We start from the raw sequence: 20,010 nt of genomic DNA, 5'->3' as shown, positions 1-20,010 counted from the left end.
TCCCCCCGGTGCCAGACCTTCGATGCGACGTAGAAGGAATAGCGGGCGTTTTTTTATTTGCTTGCTTGCCTCAGCCTAGGAAGCTCTGCCTTGCTCTGGCAAGAAAAAGCGACTCTGCGGTGCAGAATTTTGCGGACGCAAGATTCTTGCCGTATACAGGCGCATGCCGTTATAATTAAAGCACTTCCTTTTGCATGCTTGCCGCAATCGGGGCTCTGGCGCATAGGACTTTCAAACATCATTTGATAATCATCCTGAATTTACAAGGGGCATCTCGATGCAAGAGGCGGCACTCACCCTGAGATCTGATCAATCCAGCATCGTTTTGAAAAAGCCGCAATTGCTCGCAGACTTGGCGGTCTGGCGCAAGATCAGCTCTTATCCTTGCGCGGGGGATCGGATAGCTTGGCGCTCATGACAAATGCTCCACGATTCATTCACCTGCGCAGCCATACGGAATACTCCCTGCTTGAAGGCGCTTTGCGTCTGAAAAAGCTGCCGGATCTGTGTAAAAAGCACGAAATGCCGGCAATTGCGGTGACCGATAGCAACAACCTGTTTTCGGCACTCGAGTTCTCAGTCTCTGCCAGCGGGGCAGGGGTACAGCCAATTGTGGGCTGTCAAATGGATATGCGCTTTGCCGAGCCTGCCCCGGGGGAGCGCCCCCAGGCGCCGGCGCCGCTGGTTCTGCTGGCCCAGAGCGAGACCGGCTATGAGCATCTGATGAAGCTCAATTCCTGTCTCTATATGCGTCAGGGCAGCGAGTTGCCCTATGTCACGCTGGAGGAACTGGCGGAGCACTGCGAGGACGTGATCTGCCTTAGTGGTGGACCGGATGGGCCGGTGGGACGTCTGCTGCGACAAGGGCAGCGCCCGGCCGCCGAAGCGTTGATGCAGCGGCTCAAGGCGATCTTTGCCGATCGGCTCTATGTGGAGCTGCAGCGTCACCCCGGTGAGGATGGCCAGCCCGAGGCCGAAAAGCTGAGCGAGCGCGGCCATGTGGAAATGGCTTATGCGATGGATCTGCCGCTGGTGGCCACCAATGATGTCTATTTCCCCAATACGGAAATGTATGAGGCCCATGACGCGATGATCTGTATCGCTGAAGGCGCCTATGTAGATCAGTCGGAACCCCGCCGCCGCCTGACCGCGCAGCATTACTTCAAGTCTCAGGAGGAGATGGTCGCGCTGTTTGCCGATCTTCCTGAGGCGATTGAAAACACTGTGGAAATCGCCAAGCGTTGCGCCTTTAAGGCCTATCTGCGCGACCCCATCCTGCCCAAGTTTGCCGATGATGAGGTCGCCGAACTGCGTCGTATTGCCAATGAGGGGCTGCAAAACCGCCTGTCGGTGATCCCTCATGCGGTCACAGTCGAGGAGTATCAGGAGCGGCTGGATTTTGAGCTCGACATCATCGAGGGCATGGGGTTCCCTGGCTACTTCCTGATCGTTGCTGATTTTATCCAATGGGCCAAGGATCACGATATCCCGGTAGGACCGGGGCGGGGCTCGGGTGCGGGTTCACTGGTGGCTTATGCCTTGACCATCACCGACCTTGATCCGCTGCGCTACTCGCTGCTGTTTGAGCGGTTCTTGAACCCGGAACGGGTATCGATGCCCGACTTTGACATCGACTTTTGTATGGATCGCCGCGAAGAGGTGATCAAATACGTGCAGGAGAAATATGGCCGCGACAAGGTCGGCCAGATCATCACCTTTGGTGCGCTCCTGTCCAAGGCGGCGGTGCGCGACATGGGCCGCGTCTTGCAGATGCCTTATGGCCAGGTGGATCGTCTATCAAAGCTGATCCCGGTCGAGGGCGTCAAACCAATGTCGATCGTGGACTCTCTGAAGGAAGAGCCCCGCCTGCAGGAAGAAGCCAAGAACGAGCCCGTTGTGGACCGGTTGCTGAAATACGGCATGCAGGTCGAAGGGCTGCTGCGCTCAGCGGGCACCCACGCTGCGGGTGTTGTGATTGGCGACCGGCCATTGGATGCCCTGGTGCCGCTCTACCGCGATCCGCGATCAGACATGCCCGCAACCCAGTTCAACATGAAATGGGTGGAACAGGCCGGGCTGGTCAAGTTTGACTTTCTGGGCCTGAAAACCCTCACCGTTATTCAAAACGCGGTGGATCTGATCAAACAGTCGGGGCGGGATCTGCACGTGGCCGCCGATGGGACCACGCTTTATGAGCCGCCGGAAGGCGCGGTGAATGAGATCAACGCCATTCCGCTAGATGATGAGCCCACCTATAAGCTCTATTCCGCAGCCAAGACCGTGGCGGTGTTCCAGGTGGAATCCACCGGCATGATGGATGCGCTGAAGCGGATGAAGCCCAACTGTATCGAGGATATTGTGGCGCTGGTGGCGTTGTATCGTCCGGGCCCGATGGAGAATATCCCGACCTATTGCGAGGTAAAAAACGGCCTCAAAAAGATCGAATCCGTGCACCCGCTGATCGACCATATCCTGGAAGAGACCCAGGGTATTATCGTTTACCAGGAACAGGTTATGCAGATTGCCCAGGTCATGGCGGGCTATAGCCTTGGCGGCGCTGATCTGTTGCGTCGCGCCATGGGTAAAAAGATCAAAGAGGCGATGGACGCCGAACGTCCCAAATTTGAAAAAGGCGCCGGGGAAAACGGCGTGCCTGCGAAAAAGGCCTCCGAGGTATTTGACCTTCTGGAGAAATTCGCCAACTACGGTTTCAACAAATCCCACGCGGCGGCCTATGCGGTGGTGTCCTATCAGACCGGCTGGCTCAAGGCGAACCACCCGGTGGAGTTCATGGCCGGGGTGATGAACTGCGATATCCATCTGACGGATAAGCTGGCGGTCTATTTTGAAGAGGTCAAAAAGGGACTTGGGCTGCCCTATGTGCCGCCCTGTGTGAACCGTTCATTGGCAACCTTTAATGTGGTCAACGGAGAGCTGGTCTATGCGCTGGGCGCGCTGAAAAACGTCGGCATGGATGTGATGCGACTGGTGGCCGAAGCGCGGAGCGAACACGGCCACGAACAGCCCTTTGTCAATATCTTCGACTTTGCCCGCCGGGTGAACCTCAAGAAGATCGGCAAGCGCCCGCTGGAGATGCTGGCCCGAGCGGGAGCCTTTGACCAGCTGGACCGCAACCGCCGCCGGATCTTTGACAGCCTCGAAGGGCTGGTGAATTACTCCAATGCCATCCATGAGCAGAAGAACTCTAACCAGGTTTCCCTGTTTGGCGAGGCGGGCGATGATCTGCCGGAACCGCGTCTGGCCAATACCCCCGACTGGCTGCCGGCCGAGCGCCTGTCAGAAGAGTTCAAGGCGATCGGGTTCTATCTGTCGGGCCATCCGCTGGACGACTATATGCCCGCGCTGAAGCGCAAGGATGTAATGACCCTGGATGAGGTCATGGCAAAGGCCGAGCGCGGGCCCTTTATGGCCAAAATGGCCGGGGTGGTTGCCGGGCGGCAAGAGCGCAAATCAGCGCGCGGCAACCGGTTTGCCTTTGCGCAGCTGTCGGATACCACCGGTGGGTATGAGGTGACGATCTTCTCGGATGTCCTGGAAAAGGCCCGCGAGTACCTTGATACCGGATCCAAGGTGGTGATCACCGCCGAGGCCACGATGGAGAGCGATCAGCTCAAGCTGCTGATGCGCTCTGCCGGACCGGTGGATGCGGCGGTGGCTGATGCCGGGCGCTCCTCATTGCGGATCTATCTGGAGGATGCAACGGCGATCAGCACGGTGGCGACGGTGTTGGAAGACGCCAAATCCGCCGCCCGCAGCGCCAGCCCCGGAGAGATCTATCTTTACCTGCAGGATTCAGATTTGCCGGGCGATGTGGAAATGAACTTGGGCCAGATGTTCCCCATCAACCCACAGATCAAAGGCGCGCTAAAGTCGCTGGAAGGGGTGATGGAGGTCGAGGAGATCTAAGCTTGCGCGTGGAAACTTATGGCTAAAATCAAAGCTTGAGAGGGAGCAGCTAGCTGTGATGTCGCCTATTTCGGCTGAAGAATGGTAACCAGATCTTCAATGATGGCGGTGTTCATCGATATGTTTTTCTGCAGTCGTTCAATTTCTAGATTGGTAACGTTTTCGAGCGTTGAGCCTTTGGATCCTGAGAAGACTTGGCGGCCATTGTCAAAAGTTTTCAACTCGAGTTTCAATTCCTCAATCTGCTCAGCTAGTTTTTTAACATGGTCGTAAAGCCGTTCCGTTGTTTCAGATGTGCCAGATACTTTAACGTTCAACAGATTGGGATTCACCCGTTCAAGTTTAAAATCCATTTTGCTTCCTGTTCTAGATTGCATTGGTATCCAGTTAATAGTGTTCTCTTTTTGTTCAAGGGGTGCTGCGAGCTTTTTTTGTTTTTGGGGAAGCGGACATTGCAACTGCATTTCTATCGTTTCGAGCGGCATGCCTAAGATGAGTTTGGTGTTCTCGGTCGATAGACCGGGCAGCGCCCGACCCTCCCTTCAAACTGCAAGTTTGCTTCCAGCAAAATGGGAGGGCGCTTCGCAGCCACCTAGGGTCGGGCGCTCCCCCGGCGGTTTCCAAAGCAATCCGGTTATTGCGCTATCCCGGCTTTGGCACCGGCATCTTGGCAACATAGCGGCCCAGCTGGATTGCCTCCTTGCGCTCTTTGACAAAGGCCTTGATCCCCTGCTTCAAATGGCGACCAATGTTGCGCGACATCATCGTGATGCCTTTGATAAACGCACTGATCCAGTTGAACACAAAGCTCAGCACCGTGCTGAAGGTATCAAGGATGGCAATGGCGCCGTCCAGAAGCCCGATCTGTTTTGCCAGATCTGTAATCATCGCCCATATCTTCTTGATGAACTCGACGTATTTGCGCACCACGGTTTTCAAAAACCGGATGGCTTTGACCTGATCCGTCGCTTTGCGCAGGGTGGCGAGAATGCGCTTGCCCAGCAGGATGACGGATTTCAGCACTTTCTCCAGCCGTGTCAGCAGATCCAGAATGGCGCGGAGGCTTGTGGTGATCATGCTGATGACGCGCTTGCCGACGGTCTTGGCGATCTCCTTCGTTGCCGAAAGCAGATCCTTCAGGAAATCCTTGAGCGGTTTGAGCAGGGATTTGATCCGCTTCCACAGGGTTTTGTAGAACCTCAGCACCCGTTCCTGGTGCTTGACGATTGCCTCCTGAACATAGTCCACGGGGTCCTTTGTCTCGGCCATGAAATCCGCTCCCTTAAACTGGGTCACCTACAAAAACTGGGCTGACACGGAGGGTCAGCAAAAAAGATGCCCCAGCCTGAGGTGGCAGAGCCCATAAAACAAGGGGAATTTGCAGCGAGACCCGGCGCGGGGTTCAGTAATGCGGTGGGCGCTCGTCGCCAAAGACATGCGCGCCACCACCGCCTTGCTCGCGCCCGGCTTCGCGTTCCATCAGCATACGCACCCGTTTGGAGAGCCGGTCGAGCTCACTTTGCTGGTTGGCAACCACGTCGCTCAGCTCCTCGACGGTGCGGGTCAGGTGGGCGATCTGTTCTTCCAAGGCTTGCATGTAACTCTCCATAGCTGCGCAACGTCATATGCCTCTTCCCCTTGTCGGTCCATGGGCAAGACGCGCAGGCTGGGGGTAAAATGCGTGACACAACCAAGAAGGGAGAGGGCCATGTCTGCAAGCCAAGGTCAAAAACCACCGGTAGAGATCCGCCAGCGGGATGGCGTCATGACAATCTCCATCTGTCGCCCCGACATGCGCAATGCGGTTGGGCCTGACACGGCGCGGGCGCTCTATGCGGCGTTTTTGCGGTTTGAGGCGGACGAGACCGCACAGGTCGCGGTCCTGACCGGCAAGGGCGGGTATTTCTGCGCCGGCTTTGACCTCAAATCCGCTGGCGGTGGGGCGTCGGATGAATGGCTGGCCTCGCTGGACATTGAGGCGGACTGGCGCGATCCGGTGGTGGATCCCCGCCCCGGCCCCATGGGACCGTCGCGTCTGATGCTGTCAAAACCGGTGATCGCCGCCATTGAGGGGCCGGCCGTTGCGGGGGGTATGGAACTGGCCGCCTGGTGCAATATGCGTGTCATGGCAGAGGATGCCTTTGCCGGCATCTATTGCCGCCGCTGGGGGGTGCCGCTGATTGATGGCGGCACTGTGCGCCTGCCGCAAATCCTGGGGCAGGGCCGGGCCAATGATCTGATCCTGACGGGGCGCACCCTGCCTGCGCCAGAGGCCCATCGCATTGGCTTTGCGGATCGCCTGGCCCCCAGCGGTGAGGCGCTGGATATGGCGCAGGCCCTGGCGCAGGATCTTACCCGGTTTCCGCAGGCCTGTATGCGGGCGGATCATTTGTCGGCGCAGATGCCCTCGCAGGATCTGGCCGCGGCGCTACGGCGGGAATGGCGTTCGGCCAAGACCTTTCTGGCAGAAGGGCGTGATGGGGCGCAGCGCTTTGCCGAGGGGCTGGGGCGGTCGGGCGATTTTTCGCAGATCTGACAGTGGCACTGGGCAGGACCTGTAAAAGGGTGAAGGCCTGTCGCACAGATGTTACGCATAAGACCTAGGCAGCGCTCGATTGCTGCGCATCTGCCCTGCCGGCAAAGGGCAGGGGCGAACCTGTCGCCTTGCCCACAGGCACGGCTTGGGCTAGACCGCGCGGCGAGTAAATGACCCCAACCCACCCGTGAGGAGGCCTTTTCATGGCCAAGATCAAGAAACAGCCCCGTCCCAAGGCGATAACGCCCAAGGGATTTCGTGACTATTTCGGCGAAGAGGTGACACAGCGTTCTGAAATGCTGCGCTCCATCGCGGGTGTCTATCATCATTACGGGTTCGAGGCGCTGGAGAGCGCGGCGGTGGAAACCGTCGAGGCGCTGGGCAAGTTTCTGCCCGATGTTGAACGCCCCAATGCCGGTGTTTTTGCCTGGCAGGAGGTCGATGAACACGACCCCGACAGCAACAAGGGTGACTGGATGGCGCTGCGCTATGACCTGACGGCGCCGCTGGCGCGGGTCTATGCTCAGCACCGCAATGATCTGCCGACGCCTTATCGCCGCTATGCGATGGGGCCGGTCTGGCGCAATGAAAAGCCAGGACCTGGCCGCTATCGCCAGTTCTATCAGTGCGACGCCGACACCGTGGGCACCGCCTCGATGGCGGCAGATGCCGAGATCTGCATGATGCTGTCGGACACGCTGGAAACCGTCGGCATTCCGCGCGGTGACTATCTGGTGCGGGTCAATAACCGCAAGGTGATGAACGGCGTGCTGGAGGTCATGGGCCTGGGCGATGATCAGGCGGCAAAGGACAATGTGCTGCGCACCATCGACAAATTTGACAAGGTGGGCGAGGCCGGGGTGCGTGAGCTGCTGACCAAGGGCCGTCTGGATGCCTCGGGGGCCTATATCGACGGTGTTGGTCTCAGTGATGATCAGGTGGAGCCTGTTCTGGCTTTCCTGACCTCCAAGGCAGACAATGTTGCCAAGACATTTGAGAACCTGCGCGCGGCAGTGGGCGCCTCCAAGGTCGGGGCAGAGGGCATCGGCGAGCTGGAACAGATCGGCGATCTGATGGCTGCCGGTGGCTATGGCTCTGACCGCATCGAGATTGATCCCTCCATCGTGCGCGGCCTGGGCTACTACACCGGCCCGGTCTATGAGGCGGAACTGACCTTTGAGATCTTTGACGAAAAGGGGCGCAAGCGGCAGTTCGGCTCGGTTGCCGGGGGCGGGCGCTATGATGATCTGGTGAAACGCTTCACGGGGCAGGAAGTACCGGCCACTGGCCTGTCTATCGGCGTTGACCGTCTGCTGGCAGCGCTGCGTGAAAAGGGCCGTCTCAGTGCGACGCCTACGGGCCCGGTCGTGGTCACGGTGATGGATAAGGCACGCATGGCGGATTACCAGACCATGGTGGCGGAACTGCGCAATGCAGGCATCCGCGCTGAGGTCTACCTGGGCAACCCCAAGAACTTTGGCAACCAGCTGAAATATGCAGATCGGCGCAATTCGCCCGTTGCGGTGATCGAAGGCGGTGACGAAAAGGCAAACGGCGTCATCCAGATCAAGGATCTGATCCTGGGCGCCAAGATCGCCGAAAGCGCCACTCTGGAAGAGTGGAAGGAACGCCCCAGCCAGTTTGAGGTGCCGCGCGGTGACCTGGTCGCCAAGGTGCGCGAAATCCTCGAAAGTCAGGATTGATCATGTCTGATAGATCTCAAACACTGGCGCGGGCTGCGAGGCTGCGCATGAATTTTGAGGCCGCAGGTGCGCAGGTTGTGGAGCCGCCGCTGTTGCAGCCCGCCGGCACGCTGCTGGACCTCTATGGCGAAGATATCCGCGCCCGCGCCTATGTGACCTCGGATGCGGTGCGCGGCGAGCAAATGCTGCGCCCTGATTTCACCCTGCCCGTGGTGCAGATGCATATGCGCGACGGCGCAGAGCCTGCGCGCTATACCTATTCCGGCGAGGTTTTCCGGCGTCAGGAGCACGATCCGGATCGCTCAAATGAATATCTGCAGGTTGGCTACGAGATCTTTGAGCGTGATGATCCTGCTGGCGCCGATGCCGAGGTTTTTGCGCTGATTGCCTTGCAGCTGCGCGGATTGCCGTTGCGGGCGGCGACCGGCGATATTGGCATCCTGATGGCGGCGGTCGAAGGGCTGAACACCACCGAGATGCGCAAAGCCGCGCTGATGCGTCATATTTGGCGTCCCCGGCGGTTTCGCTCTCTGTTGGACCGCTACGCCGGCCGTAACCCGGTGCCGGACAGTCGGCTGAAACTGCTGTCGTCAGAGGGTCCATTGACCGGCTCGGCCACAGTGCTGGGCAAGCGCAGCGAAGCAGAAGTGGCAGAGCGGGTGGCTTTGCTGCGCGAAGACGCCGCCGCGCCGCCTATTGCTGAAAATGAGCTTTTAGCGCTGGAGGCGCTGATGGCGGTGCGCGAAACCGTGCCCTTTGCGCTGGAACAGATGCGCGATATCGCGGTGGATTTGCCAGCCATCAATCCGGCTCTGGATCGTCTGGACGGCAGGGTTGCGGCGCTCAAGGCCCGTGGTATCGACATTGATACGCTTGATTTTGAGGCCTCCTACGGGCGGACCTCGATGGAGTATTACGATGGCTTTGTCTTTGGCTTTTACGCTGAGGCGCGGCCTGACCTGCCCCCGATCGCCAGTGGCGGGCGTTATGATGCGCTGACGCGCCAGTTGGGGCAGGGGGCGGAAATTCCCGCGGTTGGGGGCGTGCTGCGCCCGGATCTGATGCTGATGCTCGAGGAGGGTCAGTCATGAGCCTGAAACTGGGTGTGCCGTCCAAGGGGCGGCTGATGGAAAAGACCTTTGACTGGTTTGCCAAACGGGGGCTGACCCTGGCGCGGACGGGATCAGAGCGCGAATATGCTGGCGCTATTGAGGGTGTCGCGGGGATGGAGCTGGTGCTGCTTTCGGCGGGGGAAATTCCGCGCGAGCTGGCGGCAGGGCGCATTCATCTCGGCGTGACAGGCACCGATCTGGTGCAGGAAAAACTGCCGCTCTGGGAGCAGCAGCTGGAAGAGATGCAGCCTCTGGGTTTTGGTCATGCGGATCTGATCTTGGCGGTGCCGCAGTGCTGGATTGATGTGGATACTTTGGACGACCTGGACGCGGTTGCCGCCTCGTTTCGCAAGGCCCACGGCCATCGGTTGCGGATTGCCACCAAATACCACCGTCTGGTGCGCGAGTTCCTGACCGAGGCCGGGGTGGCGGATTACCAGCTGGTTGACAGCCAGGGTGCGACGGAAGGCACAGTGAAAAACGAGACTGCCGAGATGGTGGCCGATATCACCTCCACCGGGGAAACCCTGCGGGCCAATCACCTGAAACTGCTGTCGGATGGTTTGGTGCTGCAAAGCCAGGCCACCCTGTGGCGCAGCCGTGTGGCCAGCTACTCGGAAGCCGAGCGCGAGGCCCTGAAGGCTCTAAGCGCATTGATTCACGGCGAGACCTGACGGGCAAATGCCTGAGAATGGCGCAGGGCGAGCGCTCCCGCCCGTCTCGGGTCAATCAAAGATTGAGCCTCCCCCGTTGGGCCCGGCGCCGCGCTATCGCGCGGCGCTTTTTTCTGCTGAGAAGCGCTTTGGGGCAGCTCTGCCCCAAAGGCGCCTAGGCGAGTGTGACCACTCCAATGGCCGCCTCAAGGGTAAACCCTGCTGCGCAGGGCCGCGGGGTGGCCCTTGACCCGACCATCGGATCGCTTTGTAGCGGCTGTGTTTGAGGGGGGGCTAGAGAACGCCAATCTCGGCCAGGGCCTGGGAGAGTTCCAGCGGCAGCGGCTCTTCAGCTTTGCGCCCCTGAGGCAGATCAGCCGGGCTATCTTCGGGTTTTAGGTAGCGCCAGCCTTGGAACGGGCGTTTGGTGGCGGTATGGGTCCGGTGCAGTTTGGGGTCGAGAATGATGGCGCATCGGCGAATGCCATCTGCGCCGATGACCTCATCCATCCGCAGAATGCGTTGGCGGCATTGGATCTGGCCCTTGATCACCCAAAATATTGATCCCCCTGACAGAATCTCGGCCTCGCGTTTGGGCCACATGCGGGTGACATGGCGGGGCAGGCCCTCGGGGAGCTCGGCGCGGCGCATCTCTTGCCAGGCCTGCAGGCCCTCGATGCTTTCGGTGCCGACGGAGAGCTTTACCAGATTGACATAGTTTCCCAATGCTTTCCCCTGAGATCCTTTGGAACGCTCTCACTATATGTTGGTTTTACGCGCGGCACCAGCGTGCTCCCGGAATCATTGCCCGGTTTCCTGGGGCGGGCTTTGGCCGATTTGACGCGCGCTTTGTGCCGCTCTGTCGAGCTGCGTGTTTTACACAAGATATCCACAGAGTCGTCCAGAGGTGAGGCTCTATATAGTGCTTTGAGATTTGGTGCGAGCAAGATATTGTGGTACAGTTGGTAATTATTTCTCAATGATCTGTGATTTCACCGTTGAGAGTTTCCATAAGCCTGTAGTATCGAAGCCGCCACTCATCTGCGAACATCGACCAATAGGGAATCACTATATGAGCCGCTTTGCTGCCCCCATCGCCGCACAAATTTGGGATATGAAATACCGCTTTAAACAGGCGGACGGAACGCCCATCGATGTGACCGTGGAGGACAGCTGGCGCCGGATTGCGCGTGATCTGGCCCGCGCTGAAGACAAGCCCAGTGTCTGGGAAGAGAAATTCTACGAGGCGCTGGAAGATTTCAAATATCTGCCAGCAGGCCGGATCACCGCGGGCGCAGGCACCGCGCGTCAGGTGACCCTGTTCAATTGCTTTGTCATGGGCACCGTTCCTGACAGCATGTCGGGCATTTTTGACATGCTGAAGGAGGCCGCTCTGACCATGCAGCAGGGCGGTGGCATTGGTTATGATTTCTCCACTATCCGCCCACGCGGCGCCGATGTGAAAGGCGTTGCAGCAGATGCCTCTGGGCCCTTGTCATTCATGGATGTTTGGGACGCCATGTGCCGCACCATCATGTCGGCCGGTTCGCGTCGCGGTGCGATGATGGCAACAATGCGCTGTGATCACCCGGATGTTGAGGCCTTTATTACCGCCAAATCCGACTCGGCGCGGCTGCGCATGTTCAACATGTCGGTGCTGATCTCGGATGACTTTATGGAAGCGGTCAAGGCCGATGGCTCCTGGGAGCTACAGTTTGACGGCAAGATCTATCACACCGTGCAGGCGCGTGATCTGTGGAACAAGATCATGCAGGCGACCTATGACTATGCCGAGCCCGGTGTGATCTTCATTGACCGGATCAACAAGTCCAACAACCTCAACTATATCGAGAACATCTGCGCCACAAACCCCTGCGGCGAGCAGCCCCTGCCGCCCTATGGGGCCTGCCTTCTGGGCTCGATCAACATGGCGCGTCTGGTTTCCAACCCCTTTGAGGCCAATGCGGAGCTGAACCAATCGGCGATGCAGGAGCTGGTCGCCACGGCTGTCCGGATGATGGACAACGTGGTGGATGTGTCGAAGTTCCCACTGGAGGCCCAGGCGGCTGAGGCCCAGGCCAAGCGTCGCATCGGGTTGGGTGTGACCGGGTTGGCGGATGCTTTGCTGATGCTGGGTCTGGAATATGGCTCAGACGCAGCGGCGCGTCAGACCGACCGCTGGCTGCACGCGATCGCCCGCGCCGCCTATCTGGCCTCAGTGGATCTGGCCAAGGAAAAGGGCGCGTTTCCGCTGTTTGACGCCGAGGCCTATTTGGCCTCTGGCAATATGATGAACATGGACGAGGACGTGCGCGAGGCCATTCGCGAGCACGGCATCCGCAACGCGCTGCTGACCTCGATTGCGCCCACGGGCACCATCAGCCTCTATGCGGGCAATGTCTCCTCGGGGATCGAGCCGGTCTTTGCCTATGCCTATACCCGCAAGGTTTTGCAAAAGGATGGCTCGCGTACTGAGGAAGAGGTGGTCGACTATGCGGTGCAGATGTACCGCGAGAAGTTTGGCGCCGATGCCGAGCTGCCCAGCTATTTTGTCAACGCCCAGACACTGCCACCTGCAGCACATGTGAAAATGCAGGCAGCCGCGCAGAAATGGATTGATAGCTCGATCTCTAAGACCATCAACTGCCCTGAAGACATCTCTTTTGACGATTTCAAGGATGTCTATATGCAGGCCTGGGATCAGGGTTGCAAAGGCTGCACCACCTACCGCCCCAATGATGTGACTGGATCGGTTCTGTCGGTGTCGGAAAGCTCTGAGAAGGCTCCAGGAGAAACCGCTGATGCGCCGCATGAGAGCGATAGCGCCGAAGTGGTCTATATGTCGGAGCCGCTGGACCGGCCGCAAAGCCTGGAAGGCCATACCTACAAGCTGAAATGGCCGGATTCGGAACATGCGATCTATCTGACCATCAACGACATTATCATCAGCGACCACCGGCGCCCGTTTGAGGTCTTTATCAACTCCAAGAACATGGAGCACTACGCCTGGACGCTGGCGTTAACGCGGATGATCTCGGCCGTGTTCCGTCGAGGCGGGGATGTCTCCTTTGTGGTGGAAGAGCTGAAAGCGGTCTTTGATCCGCGTGGCGGTGCCTGGGTGCAGGGCAAGTACATTCCTTCGATCCTGGCGGCCATTGGTGGCGTGATCGAGACCCATATGGTTAAGACGGGCTTTCTGGAAGGTGAGGGCATGGGGTTGAAGTCTGATCCGCAGGCCGAAGTCGTGAACTTGAATGCGCCGCGCGGTAAGGCCTGCCCCAGCTGTGGTCAATTTGACATGCAAATGATCGAGGGCTGCATGACCTGCCGCAGCTGCGGTCATTCCAAATGTGGGTAGGCTCCGCATCTGGCAATTTTTGTGAAACCATGCAATTGAGGCCCAATTGAGCTGGTTTTGGGCCCAAATACACGGGCATTGACGCCCAAGGTTTCAAAGGCCCTTGTTTTACAGGGAAATAGGCGACGCCAGCCCGATTGGGGTTGGCGTCGTTTTCTACACTGTGCCATAGGGGTTTGCTGAGTCCCTGCACGATTTTGGCAAGGCTCTCCCATGAAGGCCACAAAAGGATTGTCAGGGCGTGCCGTCTTTGAGTGCGACTGTTATGAAGGGTCTTTCGGTCAATTTTGGTAGGCGCACGAGAAGGTGGCGACTCTACTGAGCGATGCGTGGCGCTATACCGTCTCAGTTCACAATCGCAGGTTGGTCGTGAAGATTTGGCGCAGATTTACCGCTTGGCTCTTTCTTAGAGGCACTTCCATCGAAATGCCGAAGAGTTCGAACCCTGGGTTTAGCAGGTGTTTGTTTTGACCCTGACCATCAAGCTTTTCGAGTCGGCATCTGACAAAAGCCACACAGCGGCTCAGAACGATTTCCTTGTCGCACAATGTCTCCCTGGTGCCCGCAGAGGCAGCAGGTGATTGCAGAGAGTTTCTCCAACCGCTCTTCATAGGGCTCAACCCAATCGAAATACCAATGCCAGCCGATGGATATCTCGCCAACACGCGTGGTTTTGACGTCAGAGATCTGCAGGTGTCCTGGTGGCGACTTTGCAAATTTTGGATCTGCTTCGACGCTCCGCAGAAACTGATCCAGAATTATAGACCAACCAGGCCCGATAGTTGGCCGTAGACTTGCACAATTCGGACTCACAAGGTCCGGATAGTGTTCAGCGATATCGAGCTCAATGTCAGTCGGCCAGTGCGCAGAAGTTTCAGTATTGATGCGCAGACGTTCTCGATTGAAGCACCAACAACATAGGGTTTGGGTGGAGTTTTGGAGCTGTTGTAGGCGGGCTGTGTTTCCACAACATGCACAGATTGTGTTGGTCTCTGAGAGATCAGACATAGACGCCGTAATCGATTTGGGTCAGGAAACCTTCAACGGCCTTGATCCCTTCTTGGGTCGTGCAGTGCGACACGATGCTCTGTCCATCAAAGTAAGGTTGGGGCCGCATGGCAAACTCGGCAGCGAGCTCCTCGTCGTTAGTGACTTCGTTCAGAATGCGCTCCCAAACTGGCCGAGTGGCGGTGTCAGTGCAAAAGGCAGAGAATTTCTGGCAATCGAGCACATACTTTTGCACCAAGCGTGCGCTGAGATCCGTCAGCCCAGGGCCATCTCTCTCGTAGTTTGTAAGAGAGGTTCCTCCTGTTGGCTTGTTGATCATGACGTGCCCCTCACTAAATCAGACTACTCATTTGAGGCTGACTTCAAATGGGGTGATTCGTCAGTAAGATATTGATAACAAATATAAAAATGAAAATCTGTGAGGGGGTAGTTTTTGCCAAGGATAGATGCTGTCCAGTAATGGATCTTGGTGCGGATTTGCAAAGAATAGTTTGTTCCTGGAGATGTATTGAACAAGGAAAGCGCCCATTCGGAGCGCTTCTCTTTGTGAATTTGTTCGAGACTGCCACGGCCTGTTGGCTGTGAGGCGCAACCCATCTTGGTAAACGAAGCTTATTGCAGGTCTCGACCTTTTTAAAATGGTTCGGCTAAGGGGTTTCATATGGAACGAACGGCCCAAACCGGCCGTTGAGCAACCAGCTTGTGCTGCAGTGCAGCTTTCCGAAAGCTGCCGTTTCCACAGGTGGCGAGCTTTGTAGCTAGGCGAAGGTCTGGTGTTCACAACGAACCGCCAACTTCGGCCTTCTTAACCGTCACACCGCAACAAACACTAAAGCAACACTTACGACACTCATCGGGATCACTTTATCTGTGCGTCGCGAATGAGTGCTGCTAAGCGATAAAACCCGTGTGCCATTTTTGAATATGGCATCAACAGGAAAAACGAGAGAACCGATCCTAAATGCAAAGCCAGAAGCGTGGGCATCCAAGCTGTTGCACCTGCGCCATAGAGCGCCAGACCAGAGGTTGAGACAGTAAACAATAACAGAATGAAAGCCATTTCTCCGCCCCAGACACGTGGGTCTCCAAGGGCCTTGTCTCCTTTTGGTTTGAGCCATGCCAACTTGGCGGTTCCCAAGGACAGCATCAGCCCGCCGCTGATGCCTAGGATCTTGGGCAATGAGACCAACTCATAAGGGGCGGGCATGGCGAAGACATAGTGCAGGATCGTGCCTGAGGCCGTAGCCGCAAAGCACAGCAGAAATCCCCACATTGTCAATTGATGGCTGATGCTGCGCTGCCTAGTAAAGCGATCCTCATCCTCGAAATTGCAGCCTTCGCCGTGGCCACCTGAAAGGTTTTTCATTCGGGCTGCATCGGACAGAGCGGCAATTCCGGCCTTAGGCCCAAGGGGTTGCCCGCCGATAGATTTCCAAAATCGGCGCAAACTGATCCAGATGGAGAGCAAAGGAACCAGAAATGCCGGCACAAAGATTGCGACCATCATGTTGTGACTCAGAATGGCATAAAAGCCATCCCCACCCGCAGAACCAATCCAGCGCGCGGTCGCAAAAAGAAGAGCAAAGCAAATGATGACCACTATCGCGATCGCAACGCCAGACCGGTGAAACCTGCGCGCAACCCCCTGTGGCCAGGCATTGTCCTGCCAGCTTTCCTGACGCACTTCAGCCAATAACTTTGGCAGGTTCAGGGCAAACTCATGTGGTTCAGTGTATTGGCAGGCATAATAACATCCCCTGCAATTGTGGCACAGATTGGCGAGTTGTGTGATATCACCATCTGCAAAAGCCGCTTGTCTGGTGAGTGCAGGAAATACCGCGCAATAGCCTTCGCAATATCGGCAGGCGTTGCAGATTTCTATCTGTCGGCGTGCTTCGGATATAGCTTTATTTGACATAGGCAGCGGCCTCCTCTCCAGCAATGCGACCAAACACCGTGCCAATTGTCATGCCAAACCCTGCCAGATATCCCTGACCAAGAATGGACCCGGCCATCGTCTCTCCTGCAGCCCACAGGTTTGCAACTGGTCCCTCCTGCCCCTGCACTTGTGCTGTTTCATCCACTTTGAGCCCTAAATAGGTAAAAGTTACCCCGGGACGCAGCGAATAGGCGTAAAACGGCGCCTCGGCGATGGGGCGCGCCCAATTGGTTTTGGGTGGCTCCAGATCTTTGGTTGCAAGATTGTCCAGCTCGGTTGGGGTAAAGTTTCCAGCCTGACAGGACCCATTGAATTCGGTGATGGTGCTGGCCAGGGCTTCAGGTTCCAACCCAAGTTTTTTGGCAAGCTCAGGAATACTACCCGCGCAAATGGGGGGGAAGACCGATGGCATGAACAGGTCCTTGGACTTTGCGTCAATGATGGAATAGGCCACCTGTTCTTCCTGCGCCGCCACAAGGCGCCCCCAAATGGCATAGCGTTTGGGCCAGACATCTTCACCTTCGTCATAGAACCGTTTGGCATGTTTGTTGACCACCACCGAAAACGGTACACAGTCCAGCCGCGTGACAATGCCGCCGTCAAATTTGGGCGCGCGCCCGTCAATGGCCACCGCGTGACACTGGGTCGGATCGCCGATGGATTGAACCCCCTGGTCCAACAGGTCAAATAGCACGTCACCGCGGTTGTAGGGGGTGCCACGGATTAGAAAGTTTTCCGCCTCAGGACCCCAGGCCTTTACCAACCGTTCGATACTTCCCTGAAACCCACCTGCAGCCACGATCACCGCCTTGGGGGACAGGCTGTGGCTTTTGCTGTTTTCCGTGAAGTCAACGCGGGTAATCCGGTCCCCTTCTAGCACCAGATGATCAACATGAGCGTTGTAGCGCACCTTGACTCCAAGCGCCTCGGCCCTGCGGTAATAGGCATTCACCAAAGCCTTACCGCCGCCGAGAAAGAACGCATTGGTCCGGCTGAGGCTAAGCGTGCCGGACAGGGCGGGCTGAAACCTGACCCCGTTCGCCTCCATCCAGGGTTGGCTATCCTGACTGCCCCGAATGGCGATCCGGGCGAGATGCTCGTCCGTGTTGCCTTTGGTGACCAGGAGCAGATCATTGTAGTATTCTTCTTCGTCGTAATGCCCGGTCAACACCGATAGGGGGCCATCGTGCATGCAGCGGAAATTGCGGGTGTGACGCGAGTTACCGCCACGGTACTCTTTGGGAGCGGCCTCCAAAATCAACACGCGGACGCCCGCCATTGCCGCCGTGATCGCAGCACAAAGCGCAGCATTGCCACCGCCGATGATTACGACTTCACAGTCCATCTCTGTCTTACTGGTCATAGCCTGGTTGCTCTCGTTCCAAACGCCGCAACAAGGCTGGCCACACGTGACCACCGTGCGGGCCGTTTTCAGGCGCGCCCCAGGCCAAAAGTGGATCCAACGCCGCATCGGGTATCAGAATTGGGTTTTGCACCGCCCCCAATACATCCGCCTGGATCTTGCAGGACGCTTCAAGGTGATAATGGTACATGAACACCTCTGCCGCGGTCCGCCCCACCGCCAGCAGGCCGTGGTTCTGCAACAGCATAGTGTAATTCGCGCCAAGATCCGCCGCCAGTGCAGCGCCTTCGTCAGCCACCGCAGTGCTGTCCTGAAACGGGTGTGTCGCAAGGCTTCCCAGAACAAACCCCGAATGCTGCGAGATCGGCAAAAGCCCCTGCGGCATTGCTGACACTGCAACCCCTGCCCGGGTATGGCTGTGCAGGACAAAATTGACCTCAGGCCGCGCCTTCAGGACGGCAGAATGGATCTCATGACCCGCTTGGTTCAGAACTCTGCCCGGTGTGCGCATCTGACCGTCAAAGCCGATTTCACACAGTGACGAGGCGGTGATTTCGTCAAACAATTCGTCATGAGCATTCATTAAGTAGGCGTCGTCACGACCCGGAATGCGGGTCGAAATATGCGTACTCGTCAGATCCGTCCAGCCATAGAGGTGACACAAGCGATAGAGGGCCGAGAGCTGTTGACGGGCTTCCAATTCGGTTCGCGGTAGAACTGGAGCGCTCATGTTTCCTCACCCGTCTTTTTGAACAGATCCTTGCGCAGGGTCATCAGGGCTTTGGGATCGATCTTGGCCTGAATAATCGCGGTTTGATTGCTCTGAATTGCACTGGTCAATGCCGCTCCCAATGCGCCGGGGCCATCAACCCAGATGCCTTTTCCGCCACAAAGTTCAGCAAATTTGTCGTAGCGTGGTGATTGGATTTCTGCTCCTAACAGGCGACCACCATAGAACTCTTCCTGATACGCCTTTTCAGCGCCCCAAGCCTCATTATCCAGAACCACCACAACGATTGGCAGACCATGTTGTATCGCGGTCTGAATCTCGATCATTGTATAGCCGAGGGCTCCGTCACCCATGATGGCAACAACCGGGCGTTCAGGGCTTGCGGCCTTGGCGCCGATGGCTGCGGCCAGACCAAAGCCAACCAGCCCAAAGTCCAGCGGCGTGATCAATGACAGAGGTTCGTAATGGGCCAGACGATCCGCCCCCTGCAGGCAGGTATTGCCTGTATCCAGCGTGACGATGGCGTCTTGCGGCAGGGCCTCGCGCAGTTCGGCCAATGCCCGGCGCGGGTGCATTGGCAGGGTCGCTATTTGCGCTTCCTCGGAGCGCTCAACGCACAAGCCTGCCCAATCCTCACGGAAACACTGGCGCCATTCATCAGCGTCAGGTTTGAAAGCAGCTTTTGTCAGCGCCTCGGCAGTCTGCCGTGCATCGGCCTGTACGGCTATTTCCGCAGGAAAGTAGCGCCCCACAGCACTGCCATCAATATCCACATGAGCAATACGGGTGTCTGCTCCAACATAGTCGTTAGAATGGAAGGTCGAGTTGAACCCAAGCCGCGCGCCCAGCACCACCATTACATCGGCTTCTTTGGTCAGCCGAGAAGCCACACGGTTGCCGCGAGGGCCAGCCTGACCGGCGAACCAGGCGTGACCATGGCGCATGATGTCGGCGTGCCCGGTCGAAGCAACAACTGGCACTTCCAGTTTCTCGGCCAGGGCTGTCAGCGCGTCGCGGCCCTTGCCCCATTTGAACCCGCCACCGGCAAAAATCACCGGCCGTTTCGCCTGTGCCAAAAGCTCTGCAATCGCCGCGATATCATCCGGTGCAGCAGGGCCGGCACGCGCGATATTCACGGGTTGAGCATCATTGGCCGGGATCATTTCGGCAAAAAGATCACGCGGCACATGCAGAACAACCGGACCACGACGACCCGAATTGGCGAGGCGTATGGCGTCTTCGAGCATCACAGGCAGGCGCGCTGCATCACTGACCAGCACAGATTTTTTGCTGATCGGCGCAAAAAGCGCCACCTGGTCGATTTCTTGAAAGGTGTCCTTTGCGTGATCGCAGCGGCTGATTGCCCCAGCAATGACTACCATCGGAGAATAGGCAAGCTGCGCCTCGGCAACCGCCGTTACAATGTTCACCACCCCCGGTCCCGCCTGAGCGCCCAGAACAACGCCCGGTTTGCCGGTCATTCGGGCCCAAGCGTCAGCCATATGCCCCGCTGCGCGCTCATCGCGCCCACCAACATAGGCAATATCACCGCCCTTATACATGGCGTCGTATAGCTCAAGCATCGAGCCGCCCAACAAGCCAAAGACGGTGTCGATGTTATTGGCTTTCAGAACATTATAGACGGCTTCACCCCCGGTGATCAGATCAGACATCAGATTTG

General features: G+C 57.6%; 15 protein-coding genes. 6 read left to right on the top strand and 9 right to left on the bottom strand.

Annotation, left to right across the window (positions count from 1 at the left end; all coding sequences use genetic code 11):
• The first annotated feature begins 414 nt into the window (after window positions 1–414).
• On the top strand, window positions 415–3,927 hold the full coding sequence (gene dnaE, locus ED661_RS08095) for a DNA polymerase III subunit alpha (RefSeq protein ID WP_122073427.1): 3,513 nt from the start codon (window positions 415–417) through the stop codon (window positions 3,925–3,927).
• Between the two features lie 65 nt (window positions 3,928–3,992).
• Here dnaE and ED661_RS08090 read toward each other — a convergent pair whose 3' ends face one another.
• From ED661_RS08090 to ED661_RS08080, 3 genes are all read right to left on the bottom strand, one after another.
• A complete protein-coding gene (locus ED661_RS08090; RefSeq protein ID WP_162930083.1) occupies window positions 3,993–4,412 on the bottom strand; it encodes a hypothetical protein in 420 nt (139 codons plus the stop codon).
• A 157-nt stretch (window positions 4,413–4,569) separates the two neighbouring features.
• Complete coding sequence (locus ED661_RS08085) at window positions 4,570–5,196, bottom strand: hypothetical protein (protein WP_122073425.1); 627 nt, start codon at window positions 5,194–5,196, stop codon at window positions 4,570–4,572.
• A gap of 133 nt (window positions 5,197–5,329) precedes the next feature.
• Window positions 5,330–5,524, bottom strand: coding sequence for a SlyX family protein (locus tag ED661_RS08080; protein WP_122073424.1), 195 nt, complete (start codon window positions 5,522–5,524; stop codon window positions 5,330–5,332).
• Window positions 5,525–5,635: 111 nt separating this feature from the next.
• On the opposite strand from ED661_RS08080, the gene ED661_RS08075 reads away from it, so the two are divergent.
• The 4 genes from ED661_RS08075 to hisG all read left to right on the top strand — a co-directional run bounded on the left by ED661_RS08075 (window position 5,636) and on the right by hisG (window position 9,952).
• On the top strand, window positions 5,636–6,463 hold the full coding sequence (locus ED661_RS08075; RefSeq protein WP_122073423.1) for a crotonase/enoyl-CoA hydratase family protein: 828 nt from the start codon (window positions 5,636–5,638) through the stop codon (window positions 6,461–6,463).
• A 203-nt stretch (window positions 6,464–6,666) separates the two neighbouring features.
• Window positions 6,667–8,166 carry a histidine--tRNA ligase gene (hisS, locus tag ED661_RS08070; RefSeq protein WP_122073422.1) on the top strand — a complete coding sequence of 500 codons (1,500 nt, stop codon included), beginning with the start codon at window positions 6,667–6,669 and terminating at the stop codon, window positions 8,164–8,166.
• Window positions 8,167–8,168: 2 nt separating this feature from the next.
• A complete protein-coding gene (locus ED661_RS08065) occupies window positions 8,169–9,257 on the top strand; it encodes an ATP phosphoribosyltransferase regulatory subunit (protein WP_122073421.1) in 1,089 nt (362 codons plus the stop codon).
• Complete coding sequence (hisG, locus tag ED661_RS08060; RefSeq protein ID WP_122073420.1) at window positions 9,254–9,952, top strand: ATP phosphoribosyltransferase; 699 nt, start codon at window positions 9,254–9,256, stop codon at window positions 9,950–9,952. The genes ED661_RS08065 and hisG overlap by 4 nt, the downstream gene beginning before the upstream one ends.
• A 273-nt stretch (window positions 9,953–10,225) precedes the next feature.
• Here the strand turns inward: hisG and ED661_RS08055 are convergent, their stop codons facing one another.
• Window positions 10,226–10,657 (bottom strand): DUF1489 family protein, encoded by a 432-nt coding sequence (locus tag ED661_RS08055; protein WP_054463137.1) that lies wholly within the window; start codon window positions 10,655–10,657, stop codon window positions 10,226–10,228.
• 346 nt (window positions 10,658–11,003) lie between these two features.
• Between ED661_RS08055 and ED661_RS08050 the strand changes: the two genes are divergently transcribed.
• Window positions 11,004–13,289, top strand: coding sequence for an adenosylcobalamin-dependent ribonucleoside-diphosphate reductase (locus tag ED661_RS08050; protein WP_122073419.1), 2,286 nt, complete (start codon window positions 11,004–11,006; stop codon window positions 13,287–13,289).
• Window positions 13,290–14,289: 1,000 nt separating this feature from the next.
• Here the strand turns inward: ED661_RS08050 and ED661_RS08045 are convergent.
• The 5 genes from ED661_RS08045 to ED661_RS08025 all read right to left on the bottom strand — a co-directional run bounded on the left by ED661_RS08045 (window position 14,290) and on the right by ED661_RS08025 (window position 20,002).
• Entirely contained in the window at window positions 14,290–14,616 is a 327-nt protein-coding gene (locus ED661_RS08045; protein WP_122073418.1) for an MbcA/ParS/Xre antitoxin family protein, read from the bottom strand.
• Window positions 14,617–15,156: 540 nt separating this feature from the next.
• Window positions 15,157–16,215, bottom strand: coding sequence for a tricarballylate utilization 4Fe-4S protein TcuB (gene tcuB, locus ED661_RS08040; protein WP_122073417.1), 1,059 nt, complete (start codon window positions 16,213–16,215; stop codon window positions 15,157–15,159).
• Window positions 16,205–17,599: an FAD-dependent tricarballylate dehydrogenase TcuA gene (gene tcuA, locus ED661_RS08035; RefSeq protein ID WP_254054796.1), complete on the bottom strand. Its 1,395-nt coding sequence runs from the start codon at window positions 17,597–17,599 to the stop codon at window positions 16,205–16,207. The genes tcuB and tcuA overlap by 11 nt, the downstream gene beginning before the upstream one ends.
• A complete protein-coding gene (locus ED661_RS08030; RefSeq protein ID WP_122073416.1) occupies window positions 17,589–18,329 on the bottom strand; it encodes a class II aldolase/adducin family protein in 741 nt (246 codons plus the stop codon). The genes tcuA and ED661_RS08030 overlap by 11 nt, the downstream gene beginning before the upstream one ends.
• Entirely contained in the window at window positions 18,326–20,002 is a 1,677-nt protein-coding gene (locus tag ED661_RS08025) for a thiamine pyrophosphate-binding protein (protein ID WP_122073415.1), read from the bottom strand. The genes ED661_RS08030 and ED661_RS08025 overlap by 4 nt, the downstream gene beginning before the upstream one ends.
• Window positions 20,003–20,010 lie beyond the last annotated feature (8 nt).

It is taken from the genome of Pseudophaeobacter sp. EL27, assembly GCF_900313025.1.
In the GTDB taxonomy this organism is placed as follows: Bacteria; Pseudomonadota; Alphaproteobacteria; order Rhodobacterales; family Rhodobacteraceae; genus Pseudophaeobacter.
The sequence above is the reverse complement of the archived record's forward strand: the minus strand, read 5'-3'. Positions and strand labels throughout refer to the sequence as shown.

Coding starts and splice junctions, on each gene's coding strand:
- dnaE (WP_122073427.1), top strand. CDS start 415: ATGACAAATGCTCCACGATTCATTCACCTGCGCAGCCATACGGAATAC.
- ED661_RS08090 (WP_162930083.1), bottom strand. CDS start 4,412: ATGCCGCTCGAAACGATAGAAATGCAGTTGCAATGTCCGCTTCCCCAA.
- ED661_RS08085 (WP_122073425.1), bottom strand. CDS start 5,196: ATGGCCGAGACAAAGGACCCCGTGGACTATGTTCAGGAGGCAATCGTC.
- ED661_RS08080 (WP_122073424.1), bottom strand. CDS start 5,524: ATGCAAGCCTTGGAAGAACAGATCGCCCACCTGACCCGCACCGTCGAG.
- ED661_RS08075 (WP_122073423.1), top strand. CDS start 5,636: ATGTCTGCAAGCCAAGGTCAAAAACCACCGGTAGAGATCCGCCAGCGG.
- hisS (WP_122073422.1), top strand. CDS start 6,667: ATGGCCAAGATCAAGAAACAGCCCCGTCCCAAGGCGATAACGCCCAAG.
- ED661_RS08065 (WP_122073421.1), top strand. CDS start 8,169: ATGTCTGATAGATCTCAAACACTGGCGCGGGCTGCGAGGCTGCGCATG.
- hisG (WP_122073420.1), top strand. CDS start 9,254: ATGAGCCTGAAACTGGGTGTGCCGTCCAAGGGGCGGCTGATGGAAAAG.
- ED661_RS08050 (WP_122073419.1), top strand. CDS start 11,004: ATGAGCCGCTTTGCTGCCCCCATCGCCGCACAAATTTGGGATATGAAA.
- ED661_RS08045 (WP_122073418.1), bottom strand. CDS start 14,616: ATGATCAACAAGCCAACAGGAGGAACCTCTCTTACAAACTACGAGAGA.
- tcuB (WP_122073417.1), bottom strand. CDS start 16,215: ATGTCAAATAAAGCTATATCCGAAGCACGCCGACAGATAGAAATCTGC.
- tcuA (WP_254054796.1), bottom strand. CDS start 17,599: ATGACCAGTAAGACAGAGATGGACTGTGAAGTCGTAATCATCGGCGGT.
- ED661_RS08030 (WP_122073416.1), bottom strand. CDS start 18,329: ATGAGCGCTCCAGTTCTACCGCGAACCGAATTGGAAGCCCGTCAACAG.
- ED661_RS08025 (WP_122073415.1), bottom strand. CDS start 20,002: ATGTCTGATCTGATCACCGGGGGTGAAGCCGTCTATAATGTTCTGAAA.